Source organism: uncultured Planococcus sp., assembly GCF_947501725.1.
GTDB lineage: Bacteria > Bacillota > Bacilli > Bacillales_A > Planococcaceae > Planococcus > Planococcus donghaensis_C.
The window spans coordinates 21,627-35,262 of record NZ_CANMXD010000007.1 but is presented as its reverse complement, the minus strand read 5'-3'; the positions used below and the strand labels follow the sequence as shown (position 1 = coordinate 35,262).

Annotated in this window: 10 protein-coding genes and 1 pseudogene; 4 read left to right on the top strand and 7 right to left on the bottom strand. The window is 41.0% G+C overall.

The features are described 5' to 3' along the window. Nucleotides 1-2: 2 nt before the first annotated feature. The 3 genes from Q0785_RS11520 to Q0785_RS11510 all read right to left on the bottom strand — a co-directional run bounded on the left by Q0785_RS11520 (nucleotide 3) and on the right by Q0785_RS11510 (nucleotide 3,231). Nucleotides 3-2,186 carry a heavy metal translocating P-type ATPase gene (locus Q0785_RS11520; protein WP_298829864.1) on the bottom strand — a complete coding sequence of 728 codons (2,184 nt, stop codon included), beginning with the start codon at nucleotides 2,184-2,186 and terminating at the stop codon, nucleotides 3-5. Further along, the gene (locus Q0785_RS11515) at nucleotides 2,173-2,538 is read right to left on the bottom strand and encodes a metalloregulator ArsR/SmtB family transcription factor (protein WP_298829862.1); all 366 of its coding nucleotides are present in this window, start codon (nucleotides 2,536-2,538) and stop codon (nucleotides 2,173-2,175) included. The genes Q0785_RS11520 and Q0785_RS11515 overlap by 14 nt, the downstream gene beginning before the upstream one ends. Before the next feature lie 78 nt (nucleotides 2,539-2,616). Then, a complete protein-coding gene (locus Q0785_RS11510) occupies nucleotides 2,617-3,231 on the bottom strand; it encodes a CadD family cadmium resistance transporter (RefSeq protein ID WP_298830174.1) in 615 nt (204 codons plus the stop codon). A 450-nt stretch (nucleotides 3,232-3,681) separates the two neighbouring features. On the opposite strand from Q0785_RS11510, the gene Q0785_RS11505 reads away from it, so the two are divergent. Then, entirely contained in the window at nucleotides 3,682-4,530 is an 849-nt protein-coding gene (locus Q0785_RS11505; protein WP_298829860.1) for a cation diffusion facilitator family transporter, read from the top strand. 189 nt (nucleotides 4,531-4,719) lie between these two features. Here Q0785_RS11505 and Q0785_RS11500 read toward each other — a convergent pair whose 3' ends face one another. From Q0785_RS11500 to Q0785_RS11490, 3 genes and pseudogenes are all read right to left on the bottom strand, one after another. Continuing rightward, nucleotides 4,720-6,633, bottom strand: a complete 1,914-nt coding sequence (locus tag Q0785_RS11500) for a heavy metal translocating P-type ATPase (RefSeq protein ID WP_298829858.1) — start codon at nucleotides 6,631-6,633, stop codon at nucleotides 4,720-4,722. A 270-nt stretch (nucleotides 6,634-6,903) separates the two neighbouring features. Next, nucleotides 6,904-7,410 (bottom strand): annotated as a pseudogene (locus tag Q0785_RS11495) (IS630 family transposase); the annotation flags it as partial. A 97-nt stretch (nucleotides 7,411-7,507) separates the two neighbouring features. After that, complete coding sequence (locus tag Q0785_RS11490; RefSeq protein ID WP_298830172.1) at nucleotides 7,508-7,834, bottom strand: metalloregulator ArsR/SmtB family transcription factor; 327 nt, start codon at nucleotides 7,832-7,834, stop codon at nucleotides 7,508-7,510. A gap of 330 nt (nucleotides 7,835-8,164) precedes the next feature. Here Q0785_RS11490 and Q0785_RS11485 point away from each other — a divergent pair, with 330 nt between their 5' ends. After that, a complete protein-coding gene (locus tag Q0785_RS11485; protein WP_298829856.1) occupies nucleotides 8,165-9,613 on the top strand; it encodes an N-acetylmuramoyl-L-alanine amidase in 1,449 nt (482 codons plus the stop codon). A gap of 164 nt (nucleotides 9,614-9,777) precedes the next feature. Here Q0785_RS11485 and Q0785_RS11480 read toward each other — a convergent pair whose 3' ends face one another. Continuing rightward, the gene (locus Q0785_RS11480; RefSeq protein ID WP_225218477.1) at nucleotides 9,778-10,026 is read right to left on the bottom strand and encodes a hypothetical protein; all 249 of its coding nucleotides are present in this window, start codon (nucleotides 10,024-10,026) and stop codon (nucleotides 9,778-9,780) included. Nucleotides 10,027-10,342: 316 nt separating this feature from the next. Here Q0785_RS11480 and Q0785_RS11475 point away from each other — a divergent pair, with 316 nt between their 5' ends. Together Q0785_RS11475 and Q0785_RS11470 are read left to right on the top strand one after the other, a co-directional pair. Beyond that, complete coding sequence (locus Q0785_RS11475) at nucleotides 10,343-11,830, top strand: alpha-amylase family glycosyl hydrolase (RefSeq protein WP_298829855.1); 1,488 nt, start codon at nucleotides 10,343-10,345, stop codon at nucleotides 11,828-11,830. Nucleotides 11,831-12,214: 384 nt separating this feature from the next. Continuing rightward, nucleotides 12,215-13,627, top strand: coding sequence for a M23 family metallopeptidase (locus Q0785_RS11470; protein WP_298829854.1), 1,413 nt, complete (start codon nucleotides 12,215-12,217; stop codon nucleotides 13,625-13,627). The last annotated feature ends 9 nt before the right edge of the window (nucleotides 13,628-13,636 follow it).

The window sequence follows — 13,636 nt, the reverse complement described above, 5'->3', positions numbered from 1 at the left end:
CGTTACTCTTTTACGCGCATTAGCCGTAAGCTGTTGAGCGCGACCAGAAGGGTAGCGCCCATATCGGACATAATGGCGATCCATAGCGTCAGCCAACCCGGGATGACCAGCAGCAACGCGATCACTTTGATGCCGATTGCAAATGCGATATTCGCTTTGATGATGTTCAATGATTTCCGGCTTAACTTCACCGTGAACGGCAGTTTGCTCAAATCATCGCCCATCAAGACCACATCAGCGGTCTCCATAGCGGTATCAGTTCCAGCGCCGCCCATGGCAATTCCGACAGTAGAAGCCGCGAGTGCCGGAGCATCATTCACGCCGTCTCCAATCATCGCGACGTTGCCGTATTCAGCTCGTAAGCGTTTGATGAAATTCAGTTTATCCTCCGGCATCAGTTCGGCCTGGATTTCGGTGACGCCGATCTGCTGGCCGATGGCGTTACCCGTTCCTTTGTTGTCGCCCGTCAGCATGATCGTCTTCTTGATGCCCATTTGATGTAGCTTCTGGATGACTTCCTTGCTGGATTCACGGACTTCATCCGCCACGGCAATGACCGCGAGGATAGTTTGTTCCGTCCCAATAATCATGGCGGTCTTGCCCTGGTTTTGAAGGGCTGTTACCTTCTGTTCCAAATTCTCATCGGCACTTGCGGCGCCCAGCTCGTTGAAGAGAATCGGACTTCCGATATAGTACGTGATGCCTTCGACAGTTCCTTTAATCCCTTTGCCGGTGATGGAAGAGAAGTCCTCGACCAAGACCGAAGAATAAGAAATATTTTCTGCATCCGCTTTTTTCATGATGGCCGAAGCAAGGGGATGCTGGGATCGATATTCGAGAGCTGTGATGATGGAAAGCAGTTCTTTTTCATTGGTACCCTTGTTCAATACCTCAAAGTCTGTGACGACAGGAACCCCTTTGGTCAGGGTGCCGGTCTTGTCAAACGCGATCGCTTTGATAGCGCCCATTTCTTCCAGGTACACGCCGCCTTTTACCAAAACGCCTTTTTTCGCTGCATTACCAATAGCGGATACAATCGAAATCGGAGTCGAAATGACCAAAGCACACGGGCAGCCTACGACTAGCACAGCCAATCCTTGGTAGACCCAGGTTTCCCAGCTGGCATCAAACAGAAGGGGAGGAACGATGGCTACAAGCGCAGCAACGACCATGATAATCGGTGTATAATATTTGGCAAATTTATCGACAAACGCCTGCGAAGGAGCCCGTTCGCCTTGTGCTTCCTCAACCAGGTGGATGATTTTCGCAATGGTTGTGTCTTCAACCAACTTCGTGACTTTGACTTCGAGCAAGCCTTCTTCATTCAGCGTGCCGGCGAAGACGTCATCATCCAGCGTTTTGGCGACGGGCACGGATTCACCCGTGATGGCCGCTTGATTGACCGACGAATACCCGTTGACCACCATGCCGTCCATTGCAATCTTTTGTCCGGGTTTGACGATCATGGTATCCCCGATGGCAATGTCGTCCACCGAAATCAACTGTTCTTGTCCATTGCGCCGGACAAGTGCCTCTTTCGGGGCAATGTCCATTAACGAACGGATGGATTGTCGGGCCCGGTCCATGGAATAGCGTTCCAGTGCTTCACTGATGGCAAAGAGAATGACGACGATGGACGCTTCCGCCCATTCGCCGATAAAGGCTGCCCCAATGACCGCGACGGTCATGAGGGTCTTCATGTCGAAATCCAGTCGTATTAAATTCTGGAAACCGACTTTAAAGAGCGAGTAGCCGCCAATGACAATGGACGCTACGAATAGGAGGGATGTTATCAAATTTTCTTCTCCATTTGCGTACTGGGAAATGTACCCGAAGACGATCAACAGGGTGGAGTAGAGCAAAGTGCTGTGCTTTTGGTAGAACGGTACTTTCTTTTCTTTTGCAGTCGTCGTTTTTTCGGTTTCCGTTTTCGGACCAGCTTGCCGACTTGTGATTTCAGGAGCGACCTTCAAATTTTCAAAAGCGCCGGCTTTTTCCAATTCTTCAACCGAGGCCGTCCCGTAAACGGAAATTTTCGAAGCGCCGAAATTCACTTTCGCATCCTCAACACCTGAAAGGTTTTTGACGTTCTTCTCGAATTTTCCGGCACAGTTGGCGCACGAAAATCCTTCCACACGGTAGACTGTTTTTTCTTCTTCTATCTTTGCTTTCTCAACCAACTTCAACAACCCCCTTCTGATGAGCGAAGGCCACTTGAACCAGATGTTTCACATGTGCATCATCCAACGAATAATAGACCAATTTTCCTTCTTTGCGGTATTTCGCCAAACCCATATTTTTTAACAGGCGCAGGTGGTAGGAAGCCGTCGCTGTAGAAGAGCCGATGATATTGGCGACGTCGCAAACACAGAGTTTGTCTTCCAGCGATAAGGCATAAGCGATTTTGATTCTCGTATCGTCGGACAATGCCTTGAAAATTTTCGCCACTTCCAACGGATTTTGTTCTGCCAGCTGTTGCTGGACTCTCTCCACCTTTTCCTCGTCTACACAGACCACATCACAAATATCTTTTGCCAATTTCTTTCACTCCTTTTTCTGACTCGCTGTTTTACAGCAGTCTTTCTCTTCTATAGAAAACAAAACTCGAAAACCATATCAGCTCACTAAACTCCAAAGGAAACGGAATGTCCCGTTCTCCACCATAATCAAGATGCCCAGTCCGATAAAGACGACCGGCACAATCCAGCGTTCCCATTTCTCGATCGTTTCCGAGATTGATTTAACAGAGGCCAGGCGGTAACTGAGATAACATAAAATGGCGACCATGACGGCAAAGACAACCAGCATCACAATAGTTTCACTCGGATTCAAGGTTGAGAAATAAGGTATGTAGACGCCGATGTTGTCGCCGCCAGCCGCCAGTGTAATGACGGTGATGGTTACAAATAAGCGATTGGACTTTCCGGAAGACAAGCGAGACAGGAGATCCTCTTCATCGTTCTCTTCTTCCTCTCGCTTCCAAACCTTGATTCCCAGATATATCGGAATGAGACCCAGCAGGCCGACCCAGTGAGATGGGACGAGCGTCAAGCCATACGCAGCCAATAGACTGACGCCCACTAATATGGCTGTTCCCAGGTATTGACCGATAACAATGGATTTTAACTGACCTTTTTTCATCGTCTGCGAAAACAGGATCAGCAAAATGATGACATAATCAATGCTGGTCGCAACGTAGGCTGCAACGGCGGAAAAAATCGTCGTAATCAGCACCACCAACTCCTTTATGGATACTAGAGCCAACTAATATCTTTACAATAGTTAAACATTCAAACGAACGTTTGATTAATTTAAGTGTACAAAGATTTCGCCAGATTGTCAATTATACATTCAAATGATTGTTTTAGTATTTGAACATACTTGTTAAAATGAACGAAGTAATAGATTTTGCGATTATAAATACATTACATGACGAATTTAAAATATCACCTGTAATCTATGGCAAATCAGTTGCGATAGGAAAACAAGTTGAATATTAATTTAGCCGTTGAGTAAGCACATCCACATGAACAATTGGCCACTTATTAATGCTCTGCATAATTTGATGTTTCGGGGGAATAGATGACTAAAGGACAGATGATGATTCTGCTGTGCATTTAGAATCCATGTAATTTTTCTAAAATCGAAACTAAAACAGGAGTCAAGGAAAGGGGACGCATCATGGCAAAAGCTCATAAATCCACCAAGAACATCAAATTGGCTTTCGTAATCAACCTTCTATTTTCAATAGGAGAACTCATTGGCGGCTTTTTAATTAACAGCGTCGCAATCATGTCTGATGCTATTCATGATTTAGGAGATGCCATTGCTTTAGGTATTTCCTGGTTTCTACAAAACTTTTCAAATAAAGAAGGGGATAAGAAGTTTTCGTTCGGTTATAAACGTTTTTCCCTTTTGGGCGCATTAATCAATGCAGCTGTTTTGATCGCTGGCTCTATTTATATTTTTACTCAGGCTATCCCTTTGCTGTTTAATCCGGAACATTCCAATGCCCAAGGGATGATTTGGTTTGCCATTGTAGGCGTTCTTTTAAATGGTTATGCAGCTTTCAAGTTACATAAAGGGAAATCAGTAAATGAAGGAGTCTTGTCTTGGCATATGCTCGAAGATGTTTTAGGATGGGTGGCAGTGCTGATTGTCGGCATTGTTCTGCTGTTCAAGGATATCCATATCCTCGACCCGATTTTATCCCTGGCAATTGCTCTGTTTATTTTGGTGAACGTTGTGCGCAATCTTACTAAAACCATGAAAGTTCTGTTAGAGGGCGTGCCCGAAGGAATTGATATAGAAGAAATACAGGCGAAAATCGAGAAAATTCCAGGGGTATTGTCTGTCGGGGATTTAAACATTTGGTCAATCGACGGAGAAGAGAATGCATTGAATCTACATCTTTCTGTCGAGGGAGATAGCCTTGCGGATTCAACCGTAATAAAAGAAAAAGTAAGAATGGCCACTTCCGACCTGAAGATTGTCCATTCCGCCATTGAACTGGAATGGAAAGACCGCTAATAACCTTCCTTTTAGTGCGTGTGATTTCTAAGGGAACTTTCAATAGCTTTCTAGGAGTTGCTTAAGTAAAAGAGAGAAAAGGGCAAATTTAAAAGCCTCTTTTCTCTCTTTTGGTCTGTATAAGTTTGTAAAAAAGTACTTTTACAAACACTTTATAGTAAATCCTATTTTAAAAAAGTCTGGACCAGATTATCTAGATTTTAACAAACGAAGCCCATTTAGAATTACAACCAATGTACTTCCTTCATGAATAATGACGCTGATTGCTATATCCGTTAATCCTAATAAGCTAACGACAATTAGAAATGCTACAACTGCCATTGAGAAAATAATATTTTGCCAAATAACACGATTCATTTTTAAAGAAATCTGATGAGCTTTTACTAATTTGGATAAATCGTTTTTCATTAAAACTAGATCAGATACATCTACTGCAACATCCGTACCATCTCCCATAGCAATTCCGACATCTGCTTTCACAAGAGCAGGTGCGTCATTTACACCATCGCCCACCATAGCGGTTATGCCATAGTTTTCTTTTTGTTGATCTATAATATTAGATTTGTCTTCCGGCATAACATTAGCGATAACTTCATCCAGTCCTAACTGTTCAGCAACCGCCTTCCCGGTCATTTCAGAATCACCAGTAATTAAAGTAGTGTGTATACCTAGTTTTTTAAAATACTCAATAGTTTCTTTCGCATGTTCACTTGGAATATCCATTAGCCCAATCAGACCAATGACCTCTTCATCTTCTGCTACATATACGACTGTCTTACCTTCTGACGCCCATTCACTATTTAAATGAATATATTCATCTGTAACACCGTCAAAAGAAGTCGGCTTTCCTATTCGATAATTTTTACCTTTGTAATCTCCTGTCAATCCTCTACCAATCTGATTTTCTACTTCAATAGCTAGTTTATTTTTTTGTTCAAACTTTCTTAGAATAGCATCTGCTAAGGGGTGGTTGGATTCCTTTTCAAGAGCCACTACGATATCAATAATATTTTCTTCGTCTACAGAATTAGTAAAATAATAATTGGTTACTTCAGGTTTTCCTTTCGTTAAGGTTCCCGTTTTATCAAAGGCAATTGCTTGAATCCCGGCTAATTGAGACAAATAGGAACTTCCTTTTGAAAGCACGCCTCTTTTAGCTAGATTTGAAGTGGCTGACAAAGTTACGGATACGGTAGCTGCTGCTAGAGCACACGGCGAAGCTGCGACTAAAAGAACTAATCCTCTATAGGTACTTTGTGACCAAGTCCAATCTAAAATCATGGGAGTGAGTAAAATGAAGAGCGGTATTGCAATTAAAACAACTGTAACGTATTTTGGTTCGAATTTCTGGATAATACTGGCGGCTTTTGTTTGATTATTTTGATTTTGATTGACTAGTTGTAAAATTTTTGAAAAGACAGTATCTTTATTTTCTTTTGAGACTTCCATTGTGAAAGTACCTGTTCCATTAATCGTACTCCCAAAAACCACATCTCCTTTGGATTTTTCTTCAGGGATACTTTCTCCATTGATAGAAGATTCATCAATGGAGGTATTTCCAGATAAAATGACTCCGTCAATGGGTACTTGATCTCCATTCAATACTTGGAGCCGATCTCCCACTTTTAATTCATTAACATCAACAATCTTTGTATTGCCATCAGAAATGATCAATCTGGCAGTCGTTGGATTCAGTTTAAGTAATTTTGTGATTTCTCGTTTGCTTCTACCTTCAGCATAATCTTCTAAAAAATGCGCACCAGAAAAAATGAGAATCAGCAACGTTCCTTCCCAAAAATTCCCCATCAGTGAAGCACCAAGTGCAGCTAATCCCATTAAAATGTGAGAATTAGGTGTGAATTTATTTTTGGCTTTTGTATTCTCAACTGTTTCTCCAATTCCTTCAAGAAGAATGACATGATAGCCCGCACTAATTGTTGCAATTGAAAATAAAATGTTCTTAGTAATTGTATACTCTCCATTTAAAAATAAAGCAATAAGCGCTAGGGCTAAACCAATGAAGTACAAAATAATGGGCATCTTTCCGTGATCATGGTCGTGGTTATGTGTTTCATGAGATTGTTGTTCTTTAACAGTCTCCATTTCTATCACCTCTTTAAATATAGTCTCTTTGATTTTTGTATACTTATTGTTTGTGTCCATAGATTTTGTGGACTTATTCCCTCTAAACTAAAAAAAGTGGCGTGTAATATCTTCTATACAAGTTGAATTAATGTTTAATAATCTCACGCACAACCGTTCAATCGTTTCTTTTTTCGGCGCATGACGTCCTGAAGAAACGCACTGACAGCCAGAATAATTTTCTGGAGGTTGCCAAAAAAATACATTGTTAATGACTGTTTCCTTTAACTATTTCCAGACACCTTCCATTATGTTCAATATGGGACTACTTGGAGGCAAAAAGACCATTTGAAGGCGACATTGATTTTCTTCCAAGAATGGCTGAATCAATTTGGCATGGTGAATCCTAGCGTTGTCTAAAATCATGACAATTTTACCCATTGGCTAAATCGCTAAAATTCTCGAGAGGAAGCGTAGAAAAGCACGGGCATTATACTATTCTTCTTCGATGCAGAAAATTGCACCGGTCTCATAATCCGCCGTACCAATCAGCTTCACGCCCTTATGCTGGCCATAGGTGGGAATGAGTCGCTGTTTTCCTTTGAGGAACCAGGTACGGCCAATGTCTTGGTAATCACGAATCATCTTCAAATTCAGGTGATCAATCTCACCGTCTATCAATTTTTTAAATGTTGGAAAGGTCTCTCAAACTAAAGTGTCTGGCTTTTTGGGATCCGATTTTTGAAGTGTATAAGTCGGTCGTGTATAGCTTAATCCCATTGAATGCAGGAGATTGGAAGCGTCTTTTTGTAATCGGTTATGATCATGTGCCATTCTTTTTTACTCCTTTCAACGCATAGGATGTCCAGCTGTGAATCTTGTAATTAAACGTTTTTCAATGATGGATCGCGTGTTCAATGGCCTGCTTTAAAAGATTCATGACATGATCATCGTCTTCCGAATAGTAGAGTGTGGTTCCAGCTCTACGATATTTCACTAATCGCAACTGTTTCAGAAAACGCAGTTGATGCGACACCGTGGATTGGCCCAAATTCAACTTTTCTGCCAGGTCATTGACGGAGTATTCACCGGAACACAGCAGATTCAAAATGCGAATTCGAGTAGGGTCACTTAATGCTTTAAATGTTTGGGAGACGACAAAGAGGGTTTCTTCATCTAACCGGTTACTCGTGGCGGAAACTTCTTCTTTCTCAAAATCCATACTCATCTTCTAAAGACCTCCAAAGATATATTTTAACCTTATAATCAATATATGAGCATATGTTCATATATTGATTATAAGGTTTTCTTTTATTAATTGTCAAGTATATTCCCAGAGTCTTCTTTTTAGCTTGAAATTGTCGAATTGCACCCGTATAACCAGCTTAATCCCATTGGAAAAGCCGAATCTCTATCATAAAACATATCTTTCTACCCAGACTTTCCGATTAAATTGATAAAACAAAATAAAAATTAAATACAATGTCAGATGTGTATTCAATTAGAAACAGTTTAAAGTATGTAGTAGGTATAAAATAGGAGGTATTATGAGTTGAAAAAATGGATAATAATGCTTGTAATGATTTTGCTAGTCTCGATATACACGCCAAAAAGTTATGCAAATACAAATCTCACTTTCGTAGATGTAGCTAATCATCGAGCTCAAGCTGAAATCTCGTATCTCGTGACTCGTGGTTTTGTCCATGGGGTAACGAAAACAACTTTTGTGCCTAACCGACAGGTAACCCGAGGTGAAGCAGCCGCTATGCTCGGCAGATCACTGGGGTTAAACGGAGTTAAAAGAAATACCAAATTCTCTGACGTAAAAGTAGGCAACTTCGCTTCAGGATATGTGGATGAATTAGTTCGGAAAGGAATAATATCAGGTTATCCCGATGGCTCGTTTCAACCATATAAAGTTCTATCTCGTGGAGAGATGGCTCTTCTGATAAATAGGAGTTTTAATTTGGGTGGAACCAGTGTCTCTACTTCGGTGGACAACTTAATGCGAAAAGGAATTGCACAAGGCTTTCCTGATGGCAGTTTTCGAACGGATGAGACCATCATTCGAGCAGACTTTGCAATTTTTTTGGCAAGAAGCTTAAATGAAAATTTTAGAGTTAAACCGGAGGGTGTTTCATTTAGTAAGACAATGTATGTTAATACAGGTGCTGATACTTTAAATATGCGTTCTGGTCCCAGCACTTTGGATAAAGTAATAAGCAGTTTGAAACATGGAACAACCGTTAATGTTGCGTCATCAAAAAATGGCTGGTCACATGTTCAGGTGAATGGTGTTATTGGTTACGTCAGTACAAATTATCTTGTAGCTTTAAAGCCAACTGTTCCCGCGCCAGTTTCCACTTCCCTAGGAACGAGTGATTTGAAAGTTATTATAGATCCCGGTCATGGGGGGACAGATCCGGGATCCGTAGCTAATGGTTTTCAAGAAAAGATGATTACTTTAAATGTCGGAAAACACATGAAAAATTATTTTGATCAAACACCGATTGCTACTACAATGACACGCAGTACCGACGTTTTCATTGAGTTAAGTGACCGTGCTAAGGCAGCAGCAAAAAATGATGGAGATGTTTTTGTTAGCATTCATACCAATAAATTTAATGGCGAAGTAAACGGACAAGAAACCTTTTACTATGCGAAAACAACAGCGACAAATCCGAACGTCCAAGAGTCACGTGCGCTTTCCATTTATCTGCAGGCACGCATGCAAGAAGCATGGAAGTTGACCAATCGTCAAGTTAAAGTAGGGAATTTAGCCGTGCTGCGTGAAAACACAGTTCCTGCCTCCCTAACTGAAATAGGATTTATCGATAATTCGAAGGATCTTCAATTCATAAAATCGGAGTTGGAGCGTCAAAGAATGGGGAAAGCGTTATTTCTAGGTACACTGGACTATTTTTACCATTACGAAAAACGAACTGATGTATTGCCATACTACAAAAAAGCTGGAGCTTCGCTCAGCAAAAAGCTGCATTGAGCTACAACTATTTTTATGTACTGCTTCTGTAATGAAGGAAAAGATTGAATATCTTGTATTTGAATAATTTTCAGCATTTTTAGCCAACTCTTTTTAAATGGAGAAGGATGAGTTTTATATGAATTTACCTTTTGTCCTGTTCGGATTCGAAAGAAATTCTGTCATTAAGTTTTTTTAAAACTATTTTTAGTTTCAGCAAGTTGTTTAACTAGTTGTTGGTGGTAAAACACTTTTGACCAAAGGTAAATAGCCAGTCCAATAAGCAAAATGGGCATTTGCCATCCCGTTTTATCATTCAAAACAAAATCATAAAGGGCCCAAACAAAGAGAGCCACACTATAAAAGAGGAATCCGTATGTTGAGGATCTCTCTTTTTTTTGTTTTCTTTTGTTCTCTTTTTTCGTTGCTGTCATCTTTTTCTTCCCTCACTTCATCTGTTTCGGTATTTTTACTAACTGAACTTATCTCGTCAGTTATCTCTAACTCTAATGTAATTAAGCGATTAATCAACTAACTGATATGTCAATTCAATGAAAAAAGCGGTTGCTTGGTTACTTAGAAAAAATGTGGAATTAACTATAAAGAAAAACGTCTATCTTCACAGTTTCGACGAAACTAAGCTAGAGATACTTGATTTTTGACAACATTGCATAGTAGCGATGCCAGCTGTTTGATAAACTAGACCGGACGTAAGGAAATCGATGAGTTTTACCGAAGGAGGAAGTTGGATTGAAAGCAAAGTGGTTTTTAGCAATTATAATTGGGATTTTCTTAGTGAGCTTAGTAAATCCAGCAGCGGCAAATGACAATAACTCGCTGCAAGATGAAATCATATACGATCTGTTAGTTGATCGTTACTTCAACAAAGTTATACAGAATGATTACGAAGTGGATTCCCAGGATATAACCGCATTCAATGGTGGCGATTTTAAAGGATTGGCCAGCGAAATGCAATACATCAAAGACATGGGCTTTACAATGGTATCTATTGGTCCGGTATTTTCCACTGCTACTTATGATGGGAAAGAAGTAATCGACTATCAACAGTTTGAACGCCATTTTGGTACAAAGGAAGAGTTTCAAGAGGCAATTGATAGCATCCATGAATTGGATATGAAAGTCATGATCGATCTTCCGACTCAACAGGTCAGCAAGGAACACGTATGGAATCAAGAGAATCCAGAGTGGTTCACTGAAAATGAAGATGGTACGATGGCACTGGATACAACAAATCCGGAAGCTCAAAGAAAATTAATTGATTGGTTCAGTGAATTTGTCGAAGAATATGAAATAGATGGAATTCGCCTGCAAACTGCAGATCAATTGGATGAAGATTTCATGAGTCAATTTTCAGAAACCATGAAAAGGATTCGGGATGTCTATATCATAAGCGACTTAGAAATGGGACCTCAATCCGGACTGGATGCGGTTGTGAAGCCGGGTATGGAAAAGGATTTGCGAAACAGTTATAAAAATTTCGATCCCCTTTCAACCACTTCTCCGGATTTTGAAGAAACAGCCGAGGGCCAATTAACTCGAGTGGATTCCCTTTTAAGCGATCGCTTTACATCTGATATCGTGGAAGTGAGAGGATTCCCCCCAACGAGATGGAACTTATTGATGTTTCAGTTATTGACCATGCCCGGAATCCCAATTGTTCAATACGGCTCGGAAATCGCTATGAACGGAAGTGCACCACCAGCATCTCACTCTATTCTAAATATGGGAGTAGACGAAGAGCTGATTGACCATATTATAAGTTTGACTTCACTTCGAAATCAATCGGAGGCACTTCGGACAGGAGAAACGGAAGTCTTGCATGAAAAAGATGGCTGGCTGGTTTATAAACGGTCCAATAAGGAGGAGTCATGGATTATCGCCATAAATAATTCATCCTCAACGAAGAGTTTGACGATACCAGCTGAAGTGATTGGCGAGGACAAAGAAATGCGGGGATTATTTGAAAATCACGTGATTCGTCAGAACGATGATGGTGATTACCAAATTACATTGGATCGTGAATTAGGGGAAGCCTTTAACGTGATCGAGCAAAAGGGATTTAATAAAGCCTATATTGCTGCCTTAATTCTTCTTTATACGCTGTTTATAAGTTTTCTTGTGTTGGCTTGGCGTAGAGGACGAAAACGGAACTTAGCTAAAGCAAATAAATCAAAGAATAGTGATGTTGAAGAATTTCCAAAGCCCGACCGCGGATGAACTGAATCTCACATGTCAACGCCCGAATGTGTGTTGAAAGAGTAGTGATAGTAAATAAGTATACAAGTAAGCAATCCGACTTATATTTATGAGTCGGATTTTTCTATCCACCAATATTTTCAAGTAGAAATGTTAAATTGTTATTATTTTAAACCTAAATGAAATGTGACTGTAACAAACCAAACCGTGTGAGGTGTTACAATAACAGAGCCGGAATTTATAGGAAACCTAAAACAGCGATACTAAACTGGGTTTTTAAACTCATGAAGTTAATTAATAGCTACTTAGGAAATGACTTTAACGGATGTACACGCATAGTTTAATTTTTTCTAAATAGAACGATATAGAGAGAAATGAATTGGGATTTGAAAGGGGAAACGAAACATGATATCGAAATGGATGTTGACTGGTTTGACTTCTGTATTGGCTTTATCAATGCTGGTACCAACAGCAAGTGCTGATACACTAAGTGAACTAGAAGAAAAAAAACAGGAAGTTGAACAGAGGCAAGGCGAATTAAACTCTGGAATCAACGAAAAGTCGAATGAAATATCTAAAAATAAGTCCACATTGGAAGAAATCATGTCACAAATTCAGGTACTTGATGCTAAAATTCAAGAAACTGGAGCGAAAATCGCTAGCGTTGAAGGCACTATTGCACAAACAAAAGAGGAAATTGAAGAATTAAAGGCTTCAATTGCTGAACTTGAGCAAAAAATTGCTGAACGTACGGAGTTACTACAAGAACGGGCACGTGCCATCCAATTAAGTGGAGGTTCGGTGGATTACATAGATGTATTACTGGGCGCAAACAGCTTTGTTGATTTCATCGATCGATTTTCAGCCGTTAATACGTTAATCGAAGCAGACCGTGACATCATGCGTGAACAGGCGGCAGACAAACAATTGTTAGCTGAGCAAAAAGCACAAGTTGAAACAAAACTTGCTGAGCAAGAAGAACGTCGCGCAGAATTAGAAACCCTTAAATCTTCACTTGATGGGCAGAAAGCGGAACAAGCAGGTCTTGGGAGAGAATTACAAGCTGAACAAGAACGTTTAGCAAGTGAGAAATCCAATTTAGAGGGTCAGCGTGCCGAAGCTCTGGACATCAGTGCGGAACTGGAAACACAAATTGTAAATGAACAGAAGCGTCTTGCAGAAGTGGCCAGAAAAGCAGAAGAAGAACGTCAGCGCAAGTTGGCAGCAGAACGACAAGCTGCAGCGGAACGGGCGGCGGCTGAACAACAAGCAGCGGAAGAAGAACGACAAGCTGCGGCTGAGAGTAGCACAAAATCAGCAGCTGTGAAAACACCGAGCGTGGAAAAATCTGTAGAAGCGAGTGCACCAGCACCAGCCATTGAAAACGAAGCTCCTGCAGCAACTCCGGGGTCTCCGTTTATCCGACCAGCAGCAGGCAGAAACACCTCTAATTTTGGATGGCGTGATATTGGAGATGGACCTGAATTTACCGCAGGCATGGACATTGCTAATGTTCCAGGTACACAGGTAATGGCAGCAGCCAACGGCTACGTTTCGAGTGCTGGTACGATGGGCGGATTAGGAAATGCGGTTGTCATTACGCATTCAGTCAATGGGCAAACGATGACGACCGTATACGGTCATTTGAACTCCATTGACGTTTCTGTTGGTCAAGCAGTATCTCAGGGACAACGAATTGGTGGCATGGGGAATACCGGACGTTCGACCGGACCCCACCTCCATTTCGAAACACATATCGGCATCTGGAACGGTTCAAGTTCCAATGCAGTCGATCCACGAAATTATATTGGATCTTAACGAAAACAG